Annotated in this window: 25 protein-coding genes; 14 read left to right on the top strand and 11 right to left on the bottom strand. The window is 69.3% G+C overall.

All coding sequences use genetic code 11. The features are described 5' to 3' along the window. Positions 1–74: 74 nt before the first annotated feature. Genes AC1DXV_RS07995 through AC1DXV_RS07985 form a run of 3 tightly spaced genes read right to left on the bottom strand, consistent with a single transcriptional unit; the run spans position 75 to position 3,747 of the window. Positions 75–1,598 (bottom strand): amidase, encoded by a 1,524-nt coding sequence (locus AC1DXV_RS07995; protein ID WP_477872588.1) that lies wholly within the window; start codon positions 1,596–1,598, stop codon positions 75–77. Between the two features lie 5 nt (positions 1,599–1,603). Then, positions 1,604–2,596, bottom strand: coding sequence for a Bug family tripartite tricarboxylate transporter substrate binding protein (locus AC1DXV_RS07990; RefSeq protein ID WP_477933136.1), 993 nt, complete (start codon positions 2,594–2,596; stop codon positions 1,604–1,606). Between the two features lie 23 nt (positions 2,597–2,619). Next, entirely contained in the window at positions 2,620–3,747 is a 1,128-nt protein-coding gene (locus AC1DXV_RS07985; RefSeq protein WP_477933134.1) for an NAD(P)/FAD-dependent oxidoreductase, read from the bottom strand. Between the two features lie 52 nt (positions 3,748–3,799). On the opposite strand from AC1DXV_RS07985, the gene AC1DXV_RS07980 reads away from it, so the two are divergent. Continuing rightward, positions 3,800–4,426, top strand: coding sequence for a helix-turn-helix domain-containing protein (locus AC1DXV_RS07980; RefSeq protein ID WP_477872234.1), 627 nt, complete (start codon positions 3,800–3,802; stop codon positions 4,424–4,426). A 98-nt stretch (positions 4,427–4,524) separates the two neighbouring features. Continuing rightward, a complete protein-coding gene (locus AC1DXV_RS07975) occupies positions 4,525–5,676 on the top strand; it encodes an NAD(P)H-dependent flavin oxidoreductase (RefSeq protein ID WP_477872232.1) in 1,152 nt (383 codons plus the stop codon). 10 nt (positions 5,677–5,686) lie between these two features. Here AC1DXV_RS07975 and AC1DXV_RS07970 read toward each other — a convergent pair whose 3' ends face one another. Together AC1DXV_RS07970 and AC1DXV_RS07965 are read right to left on the bottom strand one after the other, a co-directional pair. Next, positions 5,687–6,349 carry a helix-turn-helix domain-containing protein gene (locus AC1DXV_RS07970; RefSeq protein ID WP_477933132.1) on the bottom strand — a complete coding sequence of 221 codons (663 nt, stop codon included), beginning with the start codon at positions 6,347–6,349 and terminating at the stop codon, positions 5,687–5,689. A gap of 10 nt (positions 6,350–6,359) precedes the next feature. Then, positions 6,360–7,541: an epoxide hydrolase family protein gene (locus AC1DXV_RS07965; RefSeq protein ID WP_477870986.1), complete on the bottom strand. Its 1,182-nt coding sequence runs from the start codon at positions 7,539–7,541 to the stop codon at positions 6,360–6,362. A 162-nt stretch (positions 7,542–7,703) separates the two neighbouring features. On the opposite strand from AC1DXV_RS07965, the gene AC1DXV_RS07960 reads away from it, so the two are divergent. The 7 genes from AC1DXV_RS07960 to AC1DXV_RS07930 are packed head-to-tail and all read left to right on the top strand — an operon-like array spanning position 7,704 to position 15,337. Beyond that, positions 7,704–9,317: an ABC transporter substrate-binding protein gene (locus AC1DXV_RS07960; protein ID WP_477933130.1), complete on the top strand. Its 1,614-nt coding sequence runs from the start codon at positions 7,704–7,706 to the stop codon at positions 9,315–9,317. 34 nt (positions 9,318–9,351) lie between these two features. Further along, positions 9,352–10,329, top strand: a complete 978-nt coding sequence (locus tag AC1DXV_RS07955; RefSeq protein ID WP_477933129.1) for an ABC transporter permease — start codon at positions 9,352–9,354, stop codon at positions 10,327–10,329. After that, positions 10,326–11,249, top strand: coding sequence for an ABC transporter permease (locus tag AC1DXV_RS07950; protein WP_477874197.1), 924 nt, complete (start codon positions 10,326–10,328; stop codon positions 11,247–11,249). Before AC1DXV_RS07955 ends, AC1DXV_RS07950 begins: the two co-directional genes overlap by 4 nt. A gap of 3 nt (positions 11,250–11,252) precedes the next feature. Then, positions 11,253–12,224 (top strand): ABC transporter ATP-binding protein, encoded by a 972-nt coding sequence (locus AC1DXV_RS07945; RefSeq protein ID WP_477933127.1) that lies wholly within the window; start codon positions 11,253–11,255, stop codon positions 12,222–12,224. Between the two features lie 7 nt (positions 12,225–12,231). Then, positions 12,232–13,275 carry an ABC transporter ATP-binding protein gene (locus AC1DXV_RS07940; protein WP_477933125.1) on the top strand — a complete coding sequence of 348 codons (1,044 nt, stop codon included), beginning with the start codon at positions 12,232–12,234 and terminating at the stop codon, positions 13,273–13,275. Then, a complete protein-coding gene (locus AC1DXV_RS07935) occupies positions 13,272–14,135 on the top strand; it encodes an N-formylglutamate amidohydrolase (protein WP_477933123.1) in 864 nt (287 codons plus the stop codon). Before AC1DXV_RS07940 ends, AC1DXV_RS07935 begins: the two co-directional genes overlap by 4 nt. Then, positions 14,132–15,337 carry a M20 aminoacylase family protein gene (locus tag AC1DXV_RS07930; RefSeq protein WP_477867119.1) on the top strand — a complete coding sequence of 402 codons (1,206 nt, stop codon included), beginning with the start codon at positions 14,132–14,134 and terminating at the stop codon, positions 15,335–15,337. Before AC1DXV_RS07935 ends, AC1DXV_RS07930 begins: the two co-directional genes overlap by 4 nt. A 28-nt stretch (positions 15,338–15,365) precedes the next feature. On the opposite strand, the gene AC1DXV_RS07925 is transcribed toward AC1DXV_RS07930, so the two are convergent. Together AC1DXV_RS07925 and AC1DXV_RS07920 are read right to left on the bottom strand one after the other, a co-directional pair. Continuing rightward, positions 15,366–15,743, bottom strand: a complete 378-nt coding sequence (locus AC1DXV_RS07925) for a type II toxin-antitoxin system VapC family toxin (protein WP_477867127.1) — start codon at positions 15,741–15,743, stop codon at positions 15,366–15,368. Further along, on the bottom strand, positions 15,743–15,946 hold the full coding sequence (locus AC1DXV_RS07920) for a type II toxin-antitoxin system VapB family antitoxin (protein ID WP_477867117.1): 204 nt from the start codon (positions 15,944–15,946) through the stop codon (positions 15,743–15,745). The genes AC1DXV_RS07925 and AC1DXV_RS07920 overlap by 1 nt, the downstream gene beginning before the upstream one ends. Before the next feature lie 446 nt (positions 15,947–16,392). On the opposite strand from AC1DXV_RS07920, the gene AC1DXV_RS07915 reads away from it, so the two are divergent. Then, complete coding sequence (locus AC1DXV_RS07915) at positions 16,393–17,301, top strand: glycosyltransferase family 2 protein (protein ID WP_477867115.1); 909 nt, start codon at positions 16,393–16,395, stop codon at positions 17,299–17,301. A 24-nt stretch (positions 17,302–17,325) separates the two neighbouring features. Here AC1DXV_RS07915 and AC1DXV_RS07910 read toward each other — a convergent pair whose 3' ends face one another. Then, positions 17,326–18,030: a siderophore-interacting protein gene (locus AC1DXV_RS07910; protein WP_477933121.1), complete on the bottom strand. Its 705-nt coding sequence runs from the start codon at positions 18,028–18,030 to the stop codon at positions 17,326–17,328. A gap of 196 nt (positions 18,031–18,226) precedes the next feature. Between AC1DXV_RS07910 and AC1DXV_RS07905 the strand changes: the two genes are divergently transcribed. Further along, on the top strand, positions 18,227–19,018 hold the full coding sequence (locus tag AC1DXV_RS07905) for an AraC family transcriptional regulator (protein ID WP_477933119.1): 792 nt from the start codon (positions 18,227–18,229) through the stop codon (positions 19,016–19,018). Positions 19,019–19,043: 25 nt separating this feature from the next. Here the strand turns inward: AC1DXV_RS07905 and AC1DXV_RS07900 are convergent, their stop codons facing one another. After that, a complete protein-coding gene (locus AC1DXV_RS07900) occupies positions 19,044–19,376 on the bottom strand; it encodes a hypothetical protein (protein ID WP_477933117.1) in 333 nt (110 codons plus the stop codon). Here AC1DXV_RS07900 and AC1DXV_RS07895 point away from each other — a divergent pair. Both AC1DXV_RS07895 and AC1DXV_RS07890 read left to right on the top strand, forming a co-directional pair. Next, on the top strand, positions 19,369–20,358 hold the full coding sequence (locus tag AC1DXV_RS07895; protein WP_477933115.1) for a helix-turn-helix transcriptional regulator: 990 nt from the start codon (positions 19,369–19,371) through the stop codon (positions 20,356–20,358). The two genes, AC1DXV_RS07900 and AC1DXV_RS07895, sit on opposite strands and share 8 nt — an antisense overlap. A gap of 33 nt (positions 20,359–20,391) precedes the next feature. Beyond that, positions 20,392–21,033 (top strand): glutathione S-transferase family protein, encoded by a 642-nt coding sequence (locus AC1DXV_RS07890; RefSeq protein ID WP_477868938.1) that lies wholly within the window; start codon positions 20,392–20,394, stop codon positions 21,031–21,033. Between the two features lie 10 nt (positions 21,034–21,043). On the opposite strand, the gene AC1DXV_RS07885 is transcribed toward AC1DXV_RS07890, so the two are convergent. Then, complete coding sequence (locus tag AC1DXV_RS07885) at positions 21,044–22,057, bottom strand: NADP-dependent oxidoreductase (RefSeq protein WP_477933112.1); 1,014 nt, start codon at positions 22,055–22,057, stop codon at positions 21,044–21,046. Between the two features lie 101 nt (positions 22,058–22,158). Between AC1DXV_RS07885 and AC1DXV_RS07880 the strand changes: the two genes are divergently transcribed. Further along, positions 22,159–23,085 (top strand): LysR family transcriptional regulator, encoded by a 927-nt coding sequence (locus AC1DXV_RS07880; RefSeq protein ID WP_477933110.1) that lies wholly within the window; start codon positions 22,159–22,161, stop codon positions 23,083–23,085. Here the strand turns inward: AC1DXV_RS07880 and AC1DXV_RS07875 are convergent. Beyond that, the coding region (locus AC1DXV_RS07875) for a hypothetical protein (protein WP_477933108.1) at positions 23,080–24,360 on the bottom strand (1,281 nt) is incomplete at its 5' end. The two genes, AC1DXV_RS07880 and AC1DXV_RS07875, sit on opposite strands and share 6 nt — an antisense overlap.

The raw sequence follows: 24,360 nt of genomic DNA, 5'->3' as shown, positions 1-24,360 counted from the left end.
GTCGCGCCGAGGCGGCGCCAGCGCCAGCGTGTGATACACCCGGCTGCACTTGTTTCGGTGTCGTGGCCTGTCTGTCAGACCGCAGTCGGCGCGCCGCCGGCCGTGGCGCCGGATGCCAGGGGCGGATGCGTCACGATGCTCTTCAGCTCGGGCCGCGGTGCGCGCAGCGCTTGCAGGTCGGGCCGGGGCCGGCGCAGTGCAGGGGTCGCCTCGAAGCAATGCTCGAGCGCTTGCGCGGCTGCGAGCAGCGCGGCATCCCCGCGCAGCCGCCCGATCAACTGCAGGCCGAACGGCATGCCGTGTTCGTCGCGCCCGCACGGCAGCGACAGCACCGGGTTCGTCGCGAGCGTGACCACATAGGTCAGCCCGAGCCAGTGGTAGTAGTTGCGCATCGCCTGGCCGTCGATGCGCTGGGCATACAGCTCGGTCCACGGGAACGGCGTGACCGGCGTGGTCGGCGCGAGGATCAGGTCGTAGCGCTCGAAGGCGCTTGCGAAGCGCCGCGCGATGCGCGTCTGCTCGAGGTGCGCCCAGGCGCGGTCGGCGAGCGTGATCGACGCCGCCATCTCGACATTGGCGCGCACGTTGGGCCCGAGCGTTTCGGGGGCGGTGCGGAAGGTGTCGGCGAATGCGGCGACGAAGCTCTCGGCGCGCAGCGTGTCGAACGCCCGGTCGGCGTCGCCCAGCGCGAGGTCGACCGGCTCGCAGCAGGCCACCCACGGCCGGATCGCTTCCACGCGCGCGCGAAACACGCGCCGGATCTCCGGGTCGACGATGCACAGGCCGAAATCCTCGGTCGTGCCGACACGGAGCCCGGCCAGGTCCACGCCGGCGAGCGGCCAGAACGACGCGCCGTGCTCCGCATGCGACAGCGGGTCGCGTGGGTCGAAGCCGACCGTGGCGGCCAGCTGCAGCGCCGTGTCGCCGACGTCGCGCCCCATCGGCCCGAGCACCGAGAGGACCGACCAGCCGAGCGGCCGCGCATCGTTGGCCACCAGGCCGGGCGAGGGCCGCAGGCCGACCACGCCGCACAGGGCCGCCGGGATGCGCAGCGAGCCGCCGGTGTCGGAGCCGGTCGCGATCGGCAGCATGTCGACCGCCAGCGCGGCCGCCGAGCCGCCCGACGAGCCGCCGGCGTTCAGCGCGGGGTCGAAGGGGTTGCCGGTCGCGCCCCACACCGGATTGCGCGTGTTGGCGCCGGCGCCCATGTCGGGCACGTTGGTCTTGGCGGTGACGATCGCGCCGGCCGCGCGCAGCCGTGCGACGAGCCCGTTGTCGTGCAGCGGCACGTTGGCGCGCCGGCCGACGTTGCCGTGGGTGGTGAGCAGCCCCGCGGTGTCCAGCAGGTCCTTCACGCCGAGCGGCAGGCCGTGCAGCAGGCCCAGCGGCGCGCCGCGCATCACGTCGGCCTCGGCCTGGCGGGCGCTCGCGCGGGCGCGCTCGAAGTCGGTGGCGGCGATCGCGTTGACGGCGGGGTTGAAGGCTTCGATGCGCGCGATGCAGGCGTCCATCAGCTCGACCGGCGAGAGTTGCCGGCTGCCGATCAGGCGGCGCAGCTCGACGGCGGAACGCTCGGGCAGCGTGGGGTCGTGGCTCATGGTGCTCACTCCAGCGGAATGTTGGCCTTGTGGACGTAGGCCCGCAGCAGCGGCAGTTCCTTCGCCACGCGCGCATCGTAGAACGAGCCCGGCTCGTACGACACGTCGACGCCGGCCTTCTCGAGATCGGCGCGGCTGGCGGGATCCGCCAGCGTGTCGGCGAGCGCCTTGCCCAGCGCCTTCTGCACGGCAGGCGGCAGCCCGCGCGGCGCGACGATGGTGATCCACGGCAGCATCTCGAACCCGGGGTAGCCGGCCTCGGCGACGGTCGGCACCTGGGGCAGCGAGGGCGAGCGTCGCGCCGACGTGACGGCCAGCGCCTTCACATGGCCGGCGCGCAGCATCGGCAGCGCGGCGACATTGGTGTCGAAGCTCAGCAGCACCTGGCCGCCGATCAGGTCCGTCATCGCCGGCGAGCTGCCCTTGTACGGCACGTGCAGGATGTCGACGCCGGTTGCCAGCTTGAACATCTCGCCGGCCAGGTGCGAGGTGGTGCCGTTGCCGAACGATGCGTAGGCCAGCTTGCCGGGTTGCGCCTTGGCGAGCGCGACCAGCTCCTTCACGCTGTTGGCCGGCAGCGACGGGTTGGCCAGCAGCACCAGCGGCGAGGTGCCGATCAGGCCGATCGATTCGAAGCTCTTCTGGGCGTCGTAAGGCAGCTTCGCCTTCAGCGCCGGGTTGACGGTGAAGGTGGTGTTGGAGCTGATCAGCAGCGTATGGCCGTCGGGTGCCGCCTGGGCCACCGCGCCCGCGCCGATCGTGGTGCCGGCGCCGGCCTTGTTGTCGACGATGACGGGCTGGGCGAGCCGCTGTGCCATGCCCTTCGCGATGATGCGGGCCATCGTGTCGGTCGCGCCCCCTGGCGGGAAGGGCACGACGAGCGTCACCGGCTTCTCGGGAAAGCCAGCCGCCCGCGCCGGGCTGCCTCCCAGCGCAGCGAGCAGGACGCAGAACGGCAGGGCGAACAACAGGGCGAGGCGGGTGGTGGTTCTCGACATGGACGGTCCTTTCGAAAAAAAGGTCAGCGCAAACGGTGCGGCGCCAGGGCGTGCGCGTCGACGCCCTGTTGCACGAGCTCGGACGGCAGGGCGGTGCCGCGCAGCAGCGAGGCGGCCAGCGCCGCGGCACCRGCCGCGCTCTGGATGCCGTAGCCGCCCTGGCCGGCGAGCCAGAAGAATCCGGGGCAGTGCGCATCCCAGCCGATCACCGGCTCGCCGTCGCGCACGAACGAGCGCAGGCCGGCCCAGGTGCTGGCGGGCCGGCGGATCGTGAGGGTGGTGACGGCCTCGATCTGGTGGATGCCCAGGGCGATGTCGAGCTCCTCGGGCACCACGTCGTGCGGCACGGTCGGGTCGGCATTCGCGGGCGAGCCGAGCAGCCGGCCGGCGTCGGGCTTGAAGTAGTAGCTTTCGTCGACACCGACGACGGCCGGCCAGTGCGACACGTCGAATCCTTCGGGCGCCTTGAACGTGAAGGCGCTGCGGCGGTGCGGCACCAGGCCGATCGGCGCCGCACCGAACACGGCCGCCACGGCGTCGGCCCAGGCGCCCGCGGCATCGACCACGGCCCGCGCCTGCACGGCCTCGCCGTCGGCCAGGCGCAGCGTCCAGCGCTCGTTGCTGCGCTGCGCGGCGATGACGTCCGCGCCGGTGCGGAGCTCGCCGCCGCGGGCGCGCATGCCGCGCAGGAAGCCCTGGTGCAGCGCGTTCACGTCGATGTCCTGCGCACCCGGCTCGTGGAGCGCGCCGTGCACCACGTCGGGCCGCAGGCAGCCGACGCGGGCCAGCGCCGCATCGGCGCCCACCCGATCGAGCACGCTGCCGCTGGCCGCCAGCGTGCGCTGCATGGCGTCCAGCAGGGCCTCCTGGCCGTGCGTGGCGAGGTAGAGCACGCCGCGCGGCGCCAGCAGCGGAGCCTGGGTGAAACCGTCCGGCGGCGTCTCGTAGAACGCCCGGCTGGCCCGCGTCAGCGCACGCACGGCCGGCGGGCCGTAGCTCTCCATGAACATGGCCGCCGAACGGCCGGTGGCGTGGTAGCCGGGCTGGGTTTCGCGCTCCAGCAGCAGCACGCTGCGCTCGCCGGCCAGCTGCCAGGCAAGCGATGCACCGGCGATGCCGGCGCCGACGATGGCGACATCAAATTCTCTCATACGAGAATTCTCACATGCGAGAATCGTGCCGGCAACCCCTGCAACAGAAACGATGCCCAAGCTTCGAACGACGAGCCGTCCGCCCGCCCGCACGACAGCAGCCGCCTTGCCCGACCGCGAGCGCGTCGGCGAGCGCCTGCGGGCCATCCGCAAGCGGCACGGGCTGACGCTCGGGGCGTTGTCCACCCGCTCGGGCGTCGCGCTGTCGACCTTGTCGAAGATCGAGCTCGGCCAGATCTCGGTGAGCTACGAGAAGTTCGCGGCGGTCGCGCGCGCGCTCGACGTGGACATCGCCTCGCTGTTCGATCCGCGCGCCGAAGCGGTGCCGGCCGCGGGCCGCCGGCCGGTGGTCGTGCGCACCACGCTGGACGCCGCGCCCCGCTACGACGCCGAGAACTACGACTACCGCATGCTCGCCACCGCGTTCCCGGCCAAGCGCATGACGCCGCTGCACGGCATCGTCGTCGCGCGGCAGATGGCGCAGTTCCCCGACTACATCCGCCACCCGGGGCAGGAGTTCGTGATGGTGCTGTCGGGCCGCGTGCGCATCCACTTCGAGACCGGCGAGGTGGTYGACCTCGCCCGCCAGGAGTCGGCCTACTTCGACAGCGGCGTCGGCCACGTGTACCTGTCCACCAGCAAGGCCGACGCGCGCGTCGTCGTGGTGATGACGGAGTGAGGAGCGAGGCGCAACCCGGCCGGGCCCATCGTCATTCATGTGGATGGCGCCGCCCCGCAGCGTGAGCAGAATGAGGCGCTTGCAGGGAGAGCCTCCACATGAGTCATGACATCGCGTCGCAGCGCCGGCGCCTGCTGCTGTTGTCCGGCCTGGGCGGGTCGGCGCTGTCTGCCGGGCCGGCCCGTGCCGAGACCGAGCTGGCCTTCGGTGGCCACCACCCGCCCAGCCTGGACACCCGGCTCACGCGTGGCTACGGCGTGCGCCATCCCTTCGTCGGTGCCGGCATGGGCTTCGTCGCGCTGCCGTCGCTGGTGGCGGCGGTGTCGAACGCCGGCGGCATCGGCGTGCTGGGCAATGGCATCGAGCCGCCGCCCGGCACGCAGGCGCTGATCCAGTCGATCAAGGCCATGACGGCGCGGCCCTTCGGCGTGGATTTCATCTTCGACGACTCGGCGTTCGGACCGCTGGTGACGCAGGCGCACATCGATGTCTGCATCGCCGAGCGGGTGCGCCTGGTGGTGTTCCACATGAACGTGCCGCCGCGGGCCTGGGTCGACCGGCTGCATGCGGCGGGCGCCCGGGTGTGGATGCAGGTGGCCTCGGTGCCGCAGGCGCTGGAGGCGGGCGCCGCCGGGATGGATGCGGTGATCGCCCAGGGCTCGCAGGCGGGCGGACACAACAAGAGCGGCACGCGCACGCTGAAGCTGCTGCAGCAGGTGGTCCACGCGGTGCGGCCGTTGATGGTGCTGGCCTCGGGCGGCATTGCCGATGGCCAGGGCGTGGTCGACGCCTTGTCCCACGGGGCCGATGGCGTCTGGGTGGGCACGCGGTTGGTCGCGTCGAGCGAGGCGCATGCGCATCCGGAATACAAGCGCCGCATCGTCGAAGCCCGCGGGCACGCTACCGTCACGACCACGCTGTTCGGGCCGGAATACCCCGGGCGGCCGTACCGCGTGCTGCGCAACCGGGTCGTCGATGAATGGGCCGGCAGGGAAGGGCAGGTGCCGAACCCGCCGCCGCCGCCGGCCGTCATCGGCAGCACGCTGCTGTTCCCGTTGACGCTGAAGCAGAACTACAGCATGCCCAAGTTCAGCGCCATCGTGCCGACGCCGGAAACGACCGGCGACTTCGAGGAGATGGGGCTGCCGGCCGGCTCGGAGAGCGTGAAGTTCATCAAGCGGGTGCAGCCGGCGGCCGAGATCGTGCGGGAGATGATGGAAGAAGCGCAGGCGCTCATCCGGGCGGCTTGACCGCAGCCGCTCAGCCCTGCGCAGCGCCTGGGTGCCTGGCGATCTGCCGCGGCGTCTGCCCGAGGAATCGCTTGAGCGAATGCGTCAGGTGGGCCTGGTCGGTGAACTCGAGTTCGGCGGCCACCTGCGACGGTGCCTGCCCCAGGCGCAGCAGCCGCGCGGCCTCGTGGGCCCGGGCGATCTGCTGGAAGGCCTTCAGGCCGAGGCCGGTGACCTCGGCGAAGTGGCGCTGGATGCTGCGCTCGTCGAGCCGCTGGCGCGCGCCCTGCAGCGCGCGCGAGACCACCGGGTCACGCTCCAGCAGGCCCTTGCGCGCCAGCGCGGACACGAATTCTTCGACGTTGTCGAAGCGGGGCACCTCGAAGCGTTCGGGGCCGATCCAGACACTGCGATCCGCCTCCACCGGGCATGGCACGCCCTGGTTGAAGGTCAATCGCCCCGGCAGGCGGGGCATGTAGACCTCGGGCTTGAAGGCGATCGTCAGCATCTCGTCGCCAGCCTGGCTGTCCACCGCGAGGGGTGCTGCGATCTGCCCGGTCTGGATGACCATCAGCGGGCCGCCGCCGCGGCGCAGGAACAGCAGGTCCCAGGAGCCGTCGGGCAGCGCCACCTCGCGCGTGTCGCCGGCGTAGCGGGCGCTGCGGACCTTCGCCACCAGGGGCGAGTCCGCCACACGCTCTTCTTCAGTGATCGTTCCTTCCGTGGGGGGCATCCTGTGGCGCCTGCAGTCCGACGAAGAAGCGGCGCAGGTCATCGGCGACGAGGTCGGGGTCGGTCTCGCTGGCGAAGTGGCCGCCGCGCGGCATCTCGGACCACTGTAGCACCCGGGTGTGCGAGCGGGCGACGAAGCGGCGGACCGAGCGGAAGTCGTTCGGGAACACGGCCACCGCGGTCGGCGTGGGGTTGGGCAGCTCGCGGTAGCCGGCACCGCTGGCAGCGTTGGCCAGGTAGAACTCCGCGGCCTGCCCGCCGGTGCCGGTGAACCAGTACAGCGACACGTGCGTCAGGAAGCGATCGCGGTCGACCTCGGCGCTGCGCTCGCCTTCGAAGCCGAAGAACAGCTCGGCATTCCACGACAGCAGCGCGGCCGGCGAATCGACCAGCCCGTAGGCCAGCGTGCCGGGGCGCTTGGACTGGATGTCGACATAGCCGGCGTACTTGCGGAAATGGTCCAAGGTCTTGAACCCTTCCATCTCGAACGCCGACAGCCCGTCCATCTCGCCGGGGCTGCCGTTGGGGAAGGCGAAGACCTGCTGCAGGTGGACGCCGACCAGGCCCTCGGGCGCGAGGATGCCCAGCTCGCGCGCGATCAACGCGCCCACGTCGCCGCCTTGCGCGCCATAGCGGGTGTAGCCCAACCTCTTCATCAGCGTGTCCCAGGCGGCCGCGGTGCGGGCCGCGTCCCAGCCGGTGGCGGCCAGCGGCGACGACAGCCCCATGCCCGGCACCGACGGGATCACCAGGTCGAAAGCGATCGAGGCATCGAGGCCATGGCTGCGCGGGTCGGTGAGCGGGCCGATCAGGTCCAGGTACTCGGCCGGCGAGCTGGGCCAGCCGTGCGTCAGGATCAACGGGAAGGCGTTGGGCTCCTTCGACTTCACGTGGATGAAATGGAGGGTCTGGCCGTCGATCTCGGTGATGAACTGCGGATGGCGGTTCAGGCGCGCCTCCTGGGCGCGCCAGTCGAATCCGTCGGCCCAGTACGCGGCCAGCTCGCGCACCAGCGCCAGCGACTGGCCATGGCCGAAGCCCGGGTCCACCGGTTGCGGCCAGCGCGTGGCCGCAAGGCGGCGCTGCAGGTCGACGATCCGCGCTTGCGGGATCTCGATGCGGAACGGGCGGATCGCGGTGTTCGTCGTGTTCATCATGGCTCCTGGCGGTGATCAGTGGTGAGGGCTTCACTGTCTCGCAACGCCGCCCGGCGATCTTGTAGAAATCCGACGCCGCAGGTAGTCCCCACAATTGCCGCTTGGATCGCTTCTTGCTACCGTCCCCAGCTTCACTGAACACGGACTGCAGAGCATCACATGTCAGGAAGTATTTTCCCGAGGCCCATCGGCCGCTCCCTGCTGGCCGCCGCCGCGATCGTCGCGGGCGCCTCGTTCGCAAGCGGCGCCGCGGCGCGCGACCTCGTGGTGGCGCTGAAGACCGAGCCCACCTCGATGGACCCGCAGTACCACGCGCTGACGCCGAACATCCAGCTCTCGCAGACGCTGTTCGAACCGCTGGTCTGCGTCGATGCCGATCTCAAGCCCGAGCCCTGCCTCGCCGAATCCTGGAAGGCCGACGGCCGGGTCTGGACCTTCAAGCTGCGGCCCAACGTCAAGTTCTCCGATGGCACGCCGATGACCTCGGCCGACGTGCTGTTCACGATGGACCGCGTGCCCAAGGTGCCCAACAGCCCGTCGTCGTTCAAGGTCTACCTGCAGAAGGTCGAGAAGATCGAGGCGCCCGATCCGCTGACGGTGCGCATCACGACGACCGAGCCGTACCCGCTGCTCGCGATCAACATGGTGGGCCTGCCCATCATGTCGGCCAAGGCCGCCGCCGGCTCGGCCCCCGAAGGCAAGACCACCACCGAGCTGAACGCCGGCACCGGCCTGGTGGGCACCGGCCCGTACAAGTTCGTCTCGTGGAAGCGCGGCTCGGAGATCATCTTCGAGCGCAACCCGCACTACTGGGGCAAGGCACCGGCCTGGGACAAGGTGATCTACCGGCCGATCAGCAACCCGGCCGCGCGCGTCGCCGCGCTGCTCGCCGGCGATGTCGACCTCGCCGAGGATCCGCCCACCGACGACCTGGAGCGCTTGCGCAAGGAGCCCAAGCTGACGGTGGAGACCAAGGCATCGAACCGCGTCATCTACGTGGCCCTCGACCAGAACGGCGACAGCACGCCGGGCATCACCGCCACTTCCGGCGGGCCTGTGGCCAAGAACCCGCTGCTCGACAAGCGCGTGCGCGAAGCGCTGTCGCTGGCTGTCGACCGCACGGCGCTGGTCTCGCGCACCATGGGTGGCGTGGCCACGCCGGCCGCGCAGCTGCTGCCGTACCCGATGTCCGGTGCCAGCAAGAACCTCGTCACCGCGGCCAAGCCCGATCCCGAGAAGGCCAAGGCGCTGCTGAAGGAGGCCGGCTACCCCGACGGCTTCACGCTGGTACTGGGCACGCCGAACGGGCKCTACATCAACGACAGCAAGGTCGCGCAGACGCTGGCCGCCATGTGGACGCGCATCGGCGTCAAGACCTCGATCGACGCCAACGCGCCGGCCGTGTTCTTCAAGAACCGCGACACCTACACGTACAGCGCCTACCTCGCCGGCTGGGGCACCGCGACGGGGGAAATGTCGAACACGCTGATCGCGCTGCTGGTCACGCCCGACAAGGACAAGGGGCTGGGCACCACCAACCGCGCCCGCTACTCGAACCCGGCGATGGACAAGCTGGTCGCCGAGGCGTCCGCCCAGATGGACGACGCCGCACGCGCCGCGACGCTCGCGAAGGCCAGCGAACTCGCGATGGCCGATTTCGCGATGCTGCCGATCCACTTCGAGCACTCGGTGTGGGCGATGAAGAAGAACGTCAGCTTCAAGGGCCGCGCCGACCAGCAGACGATGGTCCAGTACGCGGTGCCGGCCAAGTGACCGGCGTGAGGGCAGGGCAGTACCGGGCACGCTGATGTCGGCTTTCATCATCCGCCGCCTGCTGCAGGCGGTTCTCGTGATGGCCGTCATGTCGGGCCTGGTCTTCGTCGGCCTCTACGTGGTCGGCGACCCGGTCTCGATGATGGCCAGCGCCGAGGCCACCGAGCAGGACCGCGCCGAGATCCGCGCCAGCTTCGGGCTCGACAAGCCGCTGTGGCAGCAGTACGGCATCTTCATGTCGCATGCGCTGCGGCTCGATTTCGGCAAGAGCTTCCTGACCGGGCAGTCGGCGATGGGCCTGATCCTGGAGCGCATGCCGGCCACGCTGGAGCTCGCGCTGGTCTCGATGGGCCTGTCGGTGCTGGTGGGCATTCCGCTGGGCATCTGGGCGGGCCTGCGGCCGCAGGCGCTCAGCACGCGCGGCATCATGGCGGGCTCGGTGCTCGGCTTCTCGCTGCCCAACTTCTGGGTCGGGCTGATGCTGATCATGGTGTTCGCGGTGCAGCTCGGCTGGCTGCCGGCCAGCGGGCGCGGCGCCACGGTGCACCTCGGGCCGCTCGACCTCAGCGTGCTGACGCTCGACGGCTGGTCGCGCCTGCTGCTGCCGGCCGTGACGATCGCGCTCGCGAAGAGCGCGCTGATCATCCGCGTGACGCGCGCCGCCACGCGCGAGGCGCTGCCGATGGATTACATCAAGTTCGCGCGCGCCAAGGGCCTGGGCTGGGGGCGCATCCTGCGGGTGCACCTGCTGAAGAACATCATGGTGCCGATCGTCACGGTCGGCGGGCTGGAGTTCGGCCAGGTGGTCGCGTTTGCGGTCGTCACCGAGACCATCTTCGCGTGGCCCGGCATGGGCAAGCTGCTGCTCGATTCGATCATCACGCTCGACCGGCCGGTGGTCGTCGCCTACCTGATCCTGATCGTGTTCTTCCTCGTGATGCTGAACCTGCTGGTGGACGTTCTCTACTCGGTGCTCGACCCGCGCGTGCGGCTGCAGGGGGCCAAGGCATGACCGCCGAAGCACTGGCGCCCCCGCTGCCGCCGTCCCTTCCTCCGCCCGAGACGCCGTGGCAGCGCCTGCGCCGCGAGTTCATGGCCGACCGCCTGGCGCTGTTCGGCCTGGCCTTGCTGGCCCTCGCGCTGTTCGCCGCCGTGTTCGCGCCGTGGATCGCGCCGCAGAACCCGTACGACATCGGCAAGCTCGACATCTTCGACTCGAAGCTGCCGCCCGGCAGCCGCGACGCCGCCGGCACGATGACSTACTGGCTGGGCACCGACGGCCAGGCGCGCGACCTGCTGTCGGCCATCCTCTACGGCCTGCGCACCAGCCTGCTGGTGGGCGGCGTCTCGGTCGCGGCGGCGCTGGCCATCGGCAGCGCGGTCGGGCTGGCGGCCGCCTAYTTCGGCGGGTGGATCGATGCGCTGCTGATGCGCATCGTCGACATCCAGCTGTCGTTCCCGGCCATCCTGGTCGCGCTGATCCTGCTGGCCATCCTCGGCAAGGGCGTCGACAAGGTGATCCTCGCGCTCGTCATCGTGCAGTGGGCCTATTTCGCGCGGGCCGCGCGCGGCGCCGCGCTGGTGGAGCGCGCGAAGGAATACATCGAGGCCGCGCAATGCATGTCGCTCGGCTGGCCGCGCGTGCTGCTGCGCCACATGCTGCCCAACTGCCTGCCGCCGCTGATCGTGATCGCCACCATCGACCTGGCGCACGCCATCGCGCTGGAGTCGACGCTGTCCTTCCTCGGCGTCGGCGTGCCGGTGACGGAACCCTCGCTCGGCATGCTGATTGCCAACGGCTACGAGTTCCTGCTGTCGGGCAACTACTGGATCTCGTTCTTCCCGGGCATCGCGCTGGCGCTGGCGATCGTCGGCATCAACCTGGTCGGCGACCACCTGCGCGACATCCTGAACCCACGCAACGCACACTGAAACATGACCGTCCTCGACGTCCAGGGCCTGCAGACCCACTTCTTCACGCACGGCGGCGTGGTGAAGGCGGTCGACGGCGTCGACCTGCGCATCGAGGCCGGCGAGGTGCTCGGCCTGGTCGGCGAATCGGGTTCGGGCAAGAGCATCACCGGCTTCTCGATCCTCGGGCTGATCGATCCGCCCGGGCGCATCGTCGGCGGGCACATCCGCTACCTCGGCCAGGAATTGGTGGGAGCGACCGAGCGCCGGCTGCAGGCGCTGCGCGGCAAGGAGATCGCGATGATCTTCCAGGATCCGATGATGACGCTGAACCCGGTGCTGCGCGTCGACACGCAGATGGTCGAGGCGATCCACGCGCACGAGAAGGTGAGTGCGCAGGCGGCGCTCGCGCGAGCCCGCGACGCGCTCGCGATGGTCGGCATCCCGTCGCCCGACGAGCGCCTCAAGGCTTATCCGCACCAGCTCTCCGGCGGCATGCGCCAGCGCGTGGCGATCGCGATCGCGCTGCTGAACCGCCCGAAACTCCTGATCGCCGACGAGCCGACGACCGCGCTCGACGTGACGATCCAGGCGCAGATCCTGTACGAGGTGCAGAGGCTGTGCCGCGAGACCGGCACCGCGATGATGTGGATCACGCACGACCTGGCGGTGGTGTCGGGCCTGGCCGATCGCATCGCGGTGATGTATGCGGGCCGCATCGTCGAGAGCGGTGCGACGGCCGACGTGATCGGCAACCCTTCTCACCCGTACACGCGCGGCCTGATCGATTCGATCCCGACGCGCGCCACGCACGGCACGCTGCTGCGGCAGATCCCCGGCATGACGCCTTCGCTGCTGAACCTGCCGCAGGGCTGCGCCTTCCGGCCGCGCTGCGGCCACGCCACCGACGCGTGCCTCGCGGTGCCGCAGGCCGAGCCCGGCCCCGCGGGCAAGACGGTGCGCTGCTGGAACCTGCTGACGACCGAGCCGGCCTGAGGACCGCATGGAAACCCTCCTCGAACCCACTCCCGCGAGCAAGGTCGGCACCGTCGCGCCGCTGCTGCAACTGCGCGGCGTCTCCAAGCGCTTCGTGCAGGACATCGACCTGGCCGCGCGCATCGCCAACCTGCTGGGAGCCGGCCACCGTGCGTCGGTGGTGCATGCGGTGGCCGATGTCGACCTCGAGATCCGGCCCGGCGAGGTGATCGGCGTGGTCGGCGAATCCGGCTGCGGCAAGTCGACGCTGGGCCGCGTGGTCGCCGGCATCACGCCGCCGACCGAGGGCAGCGTCAGCTTCCTCGGCAAGCCGGTGGAAGCGATGGACGCCGCCGAGCGCCGCGCCTGGGGGCTGGGCGTGCAGATGATCTTCCAGAACCCGATGGCCTCGCTGAACCCGCGCATGCGGGTGCTGGACATCGTCGGCGAGGCGCCGGTGGTGCACGGGCTGGTGAAAGCATCGCAGAAGGCGGAGTATGTCGAGGGGCTGATGCGCCAGGTGGGGCTGGACCCCGGCTACGCGCAGCGCTACCCGCACCAGTTCTCGGGCGGGCAGCGCCAGCGCATCGGCATCGCGCGTGCGCTGGCCCTGAAACCGCGGCTGATCGTGTGCGACGAGGCGGTGGCGGCGCTCGACGTGTCGATCCAGGCGCAGGTGCTCAACCTGTTCCTCGCGCTGCGCCGCGAGTTCGAGCTGACCTACCTCTTCATCAGCCACAACCTGGGCGTGGTGGGGCACGTGTCGGACCGCGTCGTGATCATGTACCTGGGCCGCATCGTCGAGGTGGCCCCGACCGAGACGATCTTCAGCGCGCCCAACCACCCCTACACGCAGGCGCTGCTGGCCGAGCTGCCGAGGCTCGACACCGCGCGCCGTGCCTACCTGCCCATCCAGGGCGAGCTGCCGTCGCCGCTGGCGCCGCCGCCCGGTTGCGCCTTCCATCCGCGCTGCCCGCATGCGCTGCCGCGCTGCAAGGTCGAGGCGCCGGTGTTGCGCACCCTGCAGACGGGCCACACCAGCGCGTGCCACCTCAACGATGCCGTGACATGACCGAACCCATTGCACCCTTCACGCTGCGCCTGCCCGAAGGCGACGCGGTGCCGCTCATCTGCGATTCGCCGCACAGCGGCGTGCAGTACCCCGACGATTTCAACCACGTCGTGCCCTTCGAGCAGCTGCGCGGCGCCGAGGACACCGACGTGCACGTGCTGTGGCAGGCGCTGCCCTCGGTCGGCGCCACGCTGCTGGCGGCGAACTTCCCGCGCGCCTACATCGACCCGAACCGCGACATCGACGACATCGATCCCGACATGCTGGCCGAGCCCTGGCCGACGCCGCTGCGCCCGAGCGAGAAGACGCGCCTGGGCATCGGCCTGATCTGGCGCGACGCGGGCAAGAGCGGCAAGTGGCCGATCTACGCCCGCAAGCTGCCGGTGGCCGAGGTGCAGCAGCGCATCGCCCGCTACCACGCGCCGTACCACGCCGCGATGCGCGAGCAGATCGAGGCGGCGCATGCGCGCTTCGGCGCGGTGTGGCACCTGAACCTGCATTCGATGCCCGCCGATTCGTACGAGGGGCTGCAGATCCAGAGCGACCATCCGCTCGCCGATTTCGTGCTGGGCGACCGCGACGGCAGCACCGCCGCGCCCGAGTTCACCGCGCTGGTGGCCGAGGCGCTGCGCCGGCGCGGCTTCAGCGTGGCGCTGAACGACCCGTTCAAGGGTGTCGCGCTGATCGCGCGGCTCGGCAGGCCAGCCGAGCGCCGCCACAGCCTGCAGGTGGAGATCCACCGCGGGCTCTACATGAACGAGACGACGCGCGAGCGCAGTGCCGGCTTCCCCGCCTTGCAGGCTGCGCTCACCGCCGTCTCCCGTGAGATTGCCGACTACGTGAAGGACCAGGTCACATGACGCTCATCGCCGAGATCGAAGACAAGCACGCCGAGTTCACCGCGCTGCGCCGCGACATCCACGCGCACCCCGAACTGGCTTTCAAGGAGACGCGCACCTCCGACCTGGTGGCCGAGCGCCTGGCGGCCTGGGGCATCGAGGTGCACCGAGGCCTCGGCCAGACCGGCGTGGTGGGCGTGCTGCACGGCACGCGCGGCCCGGGCGAGCGCGCGATCGGCCTGCGCGCCGACATGGATGCGCTGCCGATGCCGGAGCACAACCGTTTTTTGCATGCCTCGAAGGCGCCGGGCCGCATGCACGGCTGCGGGCATGACGGACACACCGCGATGCTGCTGGGCGCGGCGCATTACCTGTCGACGCACCGCGATTTCGAAGGCACCGTGAACTTCATCTTCCAGCCGGCGGAGGAGGGCGGCAACGCCGGCGCCAAGGCGATGATGGACGACGGCCTGTTCACCCGGTTCCCGTGCGACGAGATCTACGGCATCCACAACATGCCGGGCTTCGAGGCGGGGCATTTCGCGTTCCGCAAGGGGCCGACGATGGCGTCGAGCAACCGCTTCGACATCATCGTGCGCGGCACCGGCGGGCATGCGGCGCAGCCGCACAAGGCGGTCGACACGATCGTCATCGCGGCCGAGATGGTCGGTGCGCTGCAGACGCTGATCTCGCGCCACAAGAACCCGATCGACGTGGCGGTGGTGAGCGTGACGCAGATCCATGCGGGCGATGCCTACAACGTGCTGCCGGGCGAGGCGGTGATCCGCGGCACGGTGCGCACCTTCAGCACCGAGGTGCTGGACGAGATCGAGGCCAACATGCGGCGCATCGCCGAAGTGCTGCCGCAGGTGCACGGCGGCAGCGGCGAGCTGAAGTTCCACCGCGCCTACCCGCCGCTGGTGAACTGGGACGCGCAGACCGATTTCGCGATGAAGGTGGCGCAGGACACCTTCGGCGCCGACAAGGTCGACGGCAACACGCCGCAGCACGGCGGCGCCGAGGATTTCTCGTTCTACCTGCAGAAGGTGCCGGGCACCTACCTGTTCGTCGGCAACGGCGGCGGCGGCCACCGCGAGTCCACCTACCACGGCATGGGGCCGTGCGAGCTGCACAACCCGAACTACGACTTCAACGATGCGTTGCTGCCGGTGGGCGGGACGTATTGGGTGCGGTTGGTGGAGGCGTTCTTCGCGCGGGGGTGAGATGGCTTCGGGCTGGTGTTGACAGGCCTTAGTGAAGCGCGGGGTGGTGCATCACGGCAAACCGCTCCGACAAGGCCGTCAGCCGCTTGTCCAGCGTCCACAACTCGGTGCCCGGCATCATCAGGGTCGATGCCAGGAGCGTGATGTCGATCAGGCCGCAACCCAGCCCGAACAGACCTTCACTCTCCACGAAGGCCAGCACCTCCCGCATGCTGGCTTGCTGAGCCGGCTGAAGCCGCGCCAGGTCGGCAAGGGTTTGCGTTCGAGACGGTGGGGTTCCGCAGGCCAGTTCGCCCAGGATCATCGGATGGATCAGCACCAGGTCCATCGCAAGCAGGTTCATCAAGGCGGCATTGCGCTGCCGAAAATGAGCGACCCACACCGATGTGTCGACGAGCACCCGCATCACCGGCGGGCACCCTCGCGTCGCCGGGGAATGTCTTGCATGTCCGGCAGCGTCGATCCCAGTGCAGAGAGGCGCTTGGCGGCCTGCACCCGCACAAAGGTCTTGATGGCTTCGCGGAACAGGTCGGCCTTGTCCATGTCCGGTTCGGCGACTTCAAGGGCCTCTTGGTACAGCGCATCGTCGATGGTCACGGTCGTTCGCATGGCATCCTTTCAGCATCAAAAACGATGCCATTCTGAATCAATCTTGACACCAATTCAATGGGGTGGATGCAGGCGCCAAGCCTGCTTCTTCAATGGGGGGTGAGCGGAAATTGCAGCCTGCGACCGCGATTCCTGACAATTATCGATAATCGAGTTCGATTCGTTGAATTTGTTCGGATCGACAATTATTCTCTTGCTTCAGCCTGAGTCGACCTGACCGGCTGCCAGCCCTGGGGAGGGATGCCATGAGCAAGAACGCCAACTGCCGGGTCGATGACCCGGCCCAGCATCGAGCACGCGGGCGCCACGGCCCGCCGTGCGGCGGGCTTCCCCCGCATCGCCAGTAAATCCATTCCGGGGTGAATCCGTTCGGGGCAGGTGTGCTCGGGAGAGCCGCTGCCTGAATGCGCCACCACGCCTGCTTCGCAAGCTTCGGGAGGGCCGCCATGAGCGCCAAGGTCTCCGTCGTGATCCCCACCTACAACCGGGCCGAGGACGTGGTGCGCGCAGCGCGTTCCGCGCTGGCCCAGACGCTGCCGCCGCACCAGGTCATCGTGGTCGACGATGGCTCCACCGACAACACCGCCGAACTGGTGCGCGAGCTGCCGGCCCCGGTGCAATACATCCCCAAGCCCAACGGCGGTGTGTCCAGCGCAAGAAACACGGCGTTCCCGCAGGTGACCGGCGACTACGTGGCGCTGCTCGATTCGGATGACCACTGGGATCCGCGCTGGCTGGAGACTGCGGTGCACACCATCGAAGCGGTGCCCGGCGCCGGCGCCGGCGCGGCCTGCTGCACCCGCGCGCGCGGCGTGCGCCCCGACGGCTCGGAGATCGGCATCGCGCCGCCCAAGCCCGGGGTGGTGAACGGCATGCTGCGCCTGCCCGACCTGCTGATGGGGGGCATGATGGGCTCCAACGTCGTGCTGCGCACCGAGGCGCGCAATGCAGCAGGCGACTTCGACACCACGTTGAAGACCGGCGAGGACATCGACTTCGCGCTGCGCGTGGCGGTGTCCACCACCATCGTCGAGGTGGCGCAGCCGCTGGTGAACGTGACCAGCACGCCGGGCTCGCTCAGCAGGAACATCAACACCGGCAACCGCCTGAAGGTGTATGCCAAGTTCGAGCAAGAGCATCCGGAGGAGGCCCGCCATTTCGCCAAGGAGTTTCGCGACGCGCGGGTGGCCACCACGCTCGGTTACGCCCGCGACCTGATGTGGGCTCGCCAACTGCCGGCGGCGCGCGAGCGGCTGCGCGAATCGTGGCGCTACCGACCCACGGTGGAAGCCGCCAAGCTGGCAGTCAAGCTGGTGGTGCTCAGTGTGCTGGGGCGTGGGCGCACCCAGGGCTGACTTTCCGGCAGCGAACACGAGAGTTCAATCCAGGCCAGTCTTCCCTGGTGCCCAGTACGCCTTGGTCGAGACGCGAGACGAAGCGACGCCCGAGTCCTTCAGTGCTCGGCGCAGGCGCTGGATGGTCGAGGCTTTGCCTGTCAGCACGAAGGTCGAGCCGGTGGCCGCGAGGGCTGGCAGGCGCTGCTCGATGCCTTCCAGGTGTGCGTCGTTGTCCTTGCCCTCGAACAACTCTGCCGCCTCCAGATGCAGCCGAACCACCGCCTCGCGGGCAGGGGCAGCGGCTTTCACTTCGAACAGGCACGGCAGGGTCGCAGGGCGGGGAGGGCCACCGAGCGCGAGCGCATGTGCCAGCCCGATAGAAGTCTCGTCGCCAATCACGACAGGCAGGCGCGCATCGCCGACATCGAGCGATGCCCGCGGCCCGAAGACATCGCACGCATCGCCGAGACCGACAACGCGGACCCACGCGCTGCCCGGCCCGTGGCCATGCGCATACCCGAGGATCCGCGTCCGCCCTGCCGCCGCGTCCCACTCGATCGGCGTGAAGGTCCGCGCGACGAAGGCCGATCCCATCGCGATCTGCACCTTCTGCCCCGGCACCCACTGCAGGCCCTTGAACTCCGGACTCTCCAGCGTGATCAGCCGGAAACCCTCGGCGACGGGCTCGACCTCGACGACCCGCGCCTGCTTCATCAGCATGCGCATCAGCGAACGGCCCCAGCTCATCGCGTGAACACGCTGAACTCGTTGCACTGGTAGAGGAAGCGGCGCGCCAGCGTCCGGGCAACGCGGCCCGTGCTCAATGAATCCATGGTCTCGTGTGCTCCAAAGGGTGTTGGCGCATCGTAAAGAGGGGCTCTCGCGAGCGCATTGCGCGGCAATGCCAGAATCTTCGGAGATCCTGCCAATCGTCATCGCCCCCATGCCCCTTCTGAATGAGCTTGCCGCCGACTGGGCGGATCCGGATCTCGTGCCGCGCCCGGTGCTGAGCATCAGTGCCGTGTTCGAGGGCTCCGGCCAGCGGCATGAAATGGATTTCCACAGCCACCGCAAGGGCGAGCTGCTGTTGCTGATGCGCGGGGTGCTGACCTGCGAGGTGCAGGGCGGCCTCTGGTTCGTGCCGCCGCAAGGGGCGATCTGGATACCCGGTGGCGTGTCGCACAAGGTGACCGGTGCCGGCGAGATGGAGGGCTACGTCGTCTTCATCGAGCCGGCGGTGGCGACGAATCTCCCGACGGCCTGCTGCGCGGTGTCGACCACGCCGCTGCTGCGCGAGCTGGTGATCCGCTGCTCGACACTGCCGACGCTCTATGCGGAGCTGGGCATGGGCAGGCGCGTGACCGAGCTGCTGGTCGATGAGCTCGCTGCAGCGCCCACCGGCAACCTGCACCTGCCGATGCCGATCGATCCCCGCCTGCGCAAGATCGCCGAGATGATGGTCGACGACCCGGCCGACCGCGGAACGACGCAGAGCTGGGCGCGGCGCGTCGGCCTGAGCGAGCGGTCGTTGGCGCGCCTGCTCGCCAAGGAGACCGGCATGAGCTTCGGCCGCTGGCGCCAGCACCTCCACATGATGCTGGCGGTGAAATGGCTGGGCACGGGCTCGCCGGTCCGGGAGGTGGCGGAGCGGCTGGGCTACGAAAGCTCGGGCAGCTTCGTGACGATGTTCCGCAAGGCGATGGGGACCACACCGGGGCGGTATGTCGCGCAGTGAGTCCGTGTCACGACGCCCGTAGCGTTCACTGGCCCTGGGTCTTCGTCGGCGGATACACCAGCTCATCCCGAGCCGGCGAGTACCGCGCACCGTCCTTCGCCGCACGCTGCAGCTCCGCACCCCTGAACCGTCCGGTTCCCCACCAGAGGCAGGCCCGTGTGGAAGTGCACCGCATCGTCGTCCAGCCGGCGAGCATCTCCGGGCCCGTCATTTCGATGCCCTGGCCGCCCTCGACCGCCAGGGCCTGAAACGCGGCGATCCTGCTGCGCAGCAAGGCCACGCCGTCCTCGGCCTGCTCAGATTGCTCCACCTTCTCGGTGGACGTCGGGATGTGTCGCATGCCGCCAAGCATGAACATCAACTCGATCGGATCGGCACCAAGTCCGATGGATGCCGCACCGAACGGTGGTGCCTCGGACCCTAGACTGGAYGCGTTCCAACTCCCGATCCAGGACATGCTTTCAAGCCACACCCCACGCCTGCGCGAGTTGCCGGATGGTGCCGAGCTGGCGCGAAGCCTGCACGTCCGCGCCGGCGTGGGCATCGCGGCCCACGTGCTGCAAGGGCAGGGCCTGGAGATCCTGCGCATGCGCGTGGATCAGCCCGCGCTGATCCTCGTCGACCGGGGCATCAAGGCCATCCGCACGGCGCGAGGTGCTTCCGTCCGGGCCGTGCGGGGGCAGGGCGTGACGCTCGGCGGCAACCAGACCGTCGACTTCACGAACTCGGTGCCGGACGGCACGCACTACGAGGCGCGCTGGCTGTTGTTCGATGACGCGCTGCTGGCCGACGCCCACTACCTCGGCATGGCCTCGCAGGTCGAGCCACCGGGCAAGACGCCGGCGTCGGCGCAGCTGCTGCGACGGGTTCCGGCGAACCTGGCCGACGCTTTCGATCGGGCCTGTCATGCCCTGGCGCTCGGCGAGGAACTGCCTGACGCCGTGGTGCGCCTGCGCGTGCTGGAGGTGATGCAGTGGCTGCTCGAAGAAGGCATCGTGCTGCGCAGCTCCCCGGTCCATCCGAGCGCCTCGGTCAGGCTGCGCGCGTTGATCGCCGGTCGCCTCGACGAGGCGTGGCCGGCAGGCAGGGTGGCCGGCGACCTGGCGCTGTCCGAGGCCACGCTGCGCCGGCGCCTTGCCGCCGAGGGCACGTCGCTGACCGATCTGCTGGCCGATGCCCGGATGGCCACCGCGCTGACGCTGCTGCAGGCCACGACGCAGTCCGTTTCTCAAATCGCGCTCTCGGTGGGCTATGAATCCCCGTCCCGGTTCGCCGTGCGCTTCAGGCATCGCTTCGGCTTTGCGCCCACGGCCGTCCGCGGCCATGACCGCGCGAGCTGACGCTTTCAACCCCTCTCACATCCACCGACTCCCATGCTCACGATCCACCACCTCGGCCATTCCCAATCCGAACGCATCGTCTGGCTCTGCGAAGAGCTGGGCCTGCCCTACGAACTGCGGCACTACACACGCGAGCCGGTCTCGCTGCTGTCACCCCCCGACCTGAAGGCGCTGCATCCGCTCGGCTCGGCGCCGCTGATCCAGGACGGCGAGCTGTTGCTGGCCGAATCGGCGGCCATCGTCGAATACCTCATCGTCAGGCACGGCGGTGGCCGCTTCAAGCCCGGCCCGGCCCATCCGGACTTCGCATCCTTCCTCTACTGGTTCCATTTCGCCAACGGCAACCTGCAGCCGGCGATGGTCCGCATGATCTTCCTGCGCCGCTTGAATCTCCCCGCGGACCACCCGGTGCTGGTGGCGCTGCAGGGGCGGCTCGGCCGGGTCTTCGCGCTGGTGGAAGCCCGGCTCGGCGAGGCGGCCTGGTTCGCGGGCAGCGAGTTCAGCGCGGCCGACATCATGAGCGTGGTCTCGCTCACCACGATGCGCCTCTTTCAGCCGGTCGATCTCGCGCCTTGTCCGAACATCCGGGGGTACCTGCAGCGCATCGGCGAGCGGCCGGCCTATCGGCGGGCGATGGCCAAGGGAGATCCAGACCTGACGCCGATGCTGAGCTGAGGCATTCCCCTCACGCGACCGTCAGCACGATCTTCCCCTGGATGTGCCCGCGGGCGGCGCGCTCGTGCGCGTGCTGGGCATCCGCCAGCGCGAACGTGCTGTCGATGGCGACGCGTACCGTCCCTGCATCGAGCAGCTTCCCGAACGCCGCGAGCTGCGATCCGCTCGAGCGCACCTGCGTCATCGAGACGGTGATGCCCRGCTCCGCGGCTCGGTCCGCCTCGGAGAAGCCGATGAACACCGGGAACAACGCGCCGCCGCGCTTGAGCGTGCGCAGGAAGCGGCCGGTGGTGGGGCCGCCGAGGGTGTCGACGACCAGGTCGAGATCGCGCGCCACGTCCTCGGGCGCGCTGCGGGTGTAGTCGATGAAGTCGTCCGCCCCGAGTCCGCGCAGGAACGATTCGTGCCTACCCGAGGCCACCGCGATGACGTGCGCGCCTTGCCACTTCGCCACTTGCAATGCCAGGTGCCCGACGCCGCCCGCCGCGCCATTGACGAGCAGCTTCCGGCCGTCGAGCGGCACCGGGTGATGACGCTCCGCTTGAAGCGGGTTGGGTTGATCGTGTCCCAGCTCGATCAGGTACTGCCACGCGGTGAGTCCGGCCATCGGTGCCGCCGCGGCGTGCACGTGATCGATGCCGGCAGGCTTGTGCGCCAGCTCTGACGCTGGCGCCGCGACGTACTCCGCATACGCCGCTCCCTCGCCCTTGAGGCCGGGGAACCGGACCATGCCGAACACCTCATCGCCCACCGCGAAGCGATCGACTTCGCCGGCAACCGCCTCGACGACGCCCGACACGTCCGTCCCGGGAATGACGGGGAAGGGCACCCGCGGCCGCCACTCGGAAGGCAGGTTCCTGTACCCCTCGCGCAAGTACCAGTCGGGCGGGTTGATGCCCACCGCGTGAACGCGAACCAGCACCTCGCCCGGCTTCAGCGCGGGCATCGGGGCATCTTCGCAGCGCAGCACCTGTGGACCACCGAACTCGTGCAGCCGGATCGCCTTCATCGTCTTCGTCGTCATCGCCATCTCCTTCACCGTGTTCACCGCGAATTGCGTTGAAGCGAAGTGTGGATATCCGCCACCCGTTTGATAATCCTTGGGCAACTCACTTGACAAGTGCCATGACGGAACAAATCAGCCTGGAACGCCTGACCGGCATCGTCGCGTTTGCGCGCGCGGCCTCGTACGGCAGCTTCACGGCGGCGGCACGCTCGCTGTCGGTGTCGCCATCGGCCGTCAGCAAGACGATCCAGCGCCTGGAGCAGCAGCTGGGGCTGCGCCTGTTCACGCGAACGACCCGCTCGCTGGTGCTGACGCCGGAGGGGCGCGAGCTGCATGAGCGGGCCCTGGTCCTGCTGCGCGCCGCCGAAGAGGTGGTCCAGTCGGCAGCCGCGGTGCGGGCCGAGYCCTCCGGCACGCTGAAGATCGCCGCGCCGCTGCCCATCGGCACGCGCCTGCTCGCGCCGGCGCTGCCGGAGTTCCGGCGTCGCTACCCGAAGCTCCGCATCGACCTGCGGCTGAACGACCGCTTCGTCAACCTCGTCGAGGAAGGCATCGACGTGGCGATCCGCGTCGGCCAGCTCGCCGACTCGACGTTGATCTCGCGCGGCCTCGCGACGAACCACCTCGGCGCGTACGCATCGCCGGCCTACCTGGCGGCGCGCGGAACGCCACGCAAGCCGGAAGACCTCCGGGATCACGACTGCGTGAATTTCCGCTACCAGACCTCGGGGCAGCCGCTGCGCTGGTTGTTCAAGGTCGGCAGCCGCACGATCGAGTTCACGCCCGAAGCCGCGATCGTGGTGGACGTGAGCGACGCGGTCGTCGAGGTGCTGGCGGCCGGTGGCGGCATCGGCATGACGGCGTCGTGGATCGCGGCCCCGTACGTGGAGCGCGGACTGCTGCTGCCCGTCCTCGGCGAGTTCTCGATCGACCGATCGGCGATCACCGCCGTCTGGCCCGAGAGCCGGCGCGGCAACCCGAACGTCAAGGCGTTCGTCGCGTTTCTGGACGAGCTGTTGAGGCTCCGGGCTGAGCACCCTCTATAGCAACAACAACGATTCGTCGTCTTCGCCGTCCTGCGCGAGTTCCTTGCCCTTGCTGTCACTGTCGCGGCCTGATCCGGAAAGCGATGATGCATCGGCCGATGCAGAGGGTGAAACCTGATTCGTGCCGGCTTTCAGCAAACGGGATTCCACGTCAGGAAGTCTCCTTTCAGCGATCGCCGCACCCATGTGATTTTTCTCACTGCTGGCTCGCGCGATCGTCACTTCAAGCTCTCTCAGCTCTCTGGCGGCTTGGTGCAATGCATCGACCTGCTCTTGATTGCCGGCCGGCCGCGATCGCGCCAGTTCCTGCTGGCTTTCAAGATAGTTGGCCAGTCCTTGGTCCGACATTTCCGTGGGCATGTTGGTATGCCCCATGGAGACCGGCATGCCGCCTGACTGCGTCAGCAGCATGTTCATCGTCAGTCGATTGACACGACCAGTGCCGTCATTGAAGGCATGTTCCGCATCCAGCCTGCGCGCCAGTCTTGCCACGGCGAGCGAGGGTGATTTGCCGCCATCGAGGTCCTCATGGTAGGCATCGAAAAGCGTTTGAATGCGGCGCCGCCAAGCCAGGTCCGATGCCTCCGCCGGGCCGGTCGAGATGCGGCTCCTCCCGTCCCCCGAGGGTTCAACCGACAGCCCCAGTCCTGTGAGATTGGCGCCTGTTTCTCGTGTGATTTCGCTGTCGGTCTGCCAGGTGGCTGGGCCGTTTCGATAGTCGCCTGCCGTGGCGCGACTCGAGAGGAGAGGGGTGACGAGGGTGCGATGCAAACGCGCGTAGTCCCGTGCATCGACAGGGCGCTGTTCATTCAGAACGTCCAGCGCTTGCCGATCTGCATCGAGGAAGCTCGACAGTGCACCGGGCTCGCCTCTGCCGAGGGTCCGCCGGCCCGCTGTTTCTCCGGGGCCCGTGCGGTCATAGACCAACGGACCCGATTCATGATTGGCATGCCTTTCATCCACGAACTCACGCCACTTCTCCGGACCACGGTGGTTCCAACGCTCGGACACCGAGGGTCCGGATGAAGGGCGGGCCACGGCCGACGTGCTGGTGGCATGCGAGGAGACGGCGTCGTGAGCCTGTCCTCGTTCCAACGCGTCCAGTTGCGAATAGACCGGGTTGTGGTCTTGTGACGCATCGTCGACCGGCTCACCCCTGAAATAGTTGTGCGCCCGGTGCATGCCGTAGCCGATACCGGCACCCGCAGCCGCACCGGCCAGGCCGGCCGCAACGGCGGGCGCCGCTGCCAGGCCGGCGGCCACGGCGCCCACCCC

This window comes from Rhizobacter sp. P3_C12, from assembly GCF_056402735.1.
Note: the sequence above shows the minus strand (reverse complement) of the source record. Positions and strands in the feature narration are given on the sequence as shown.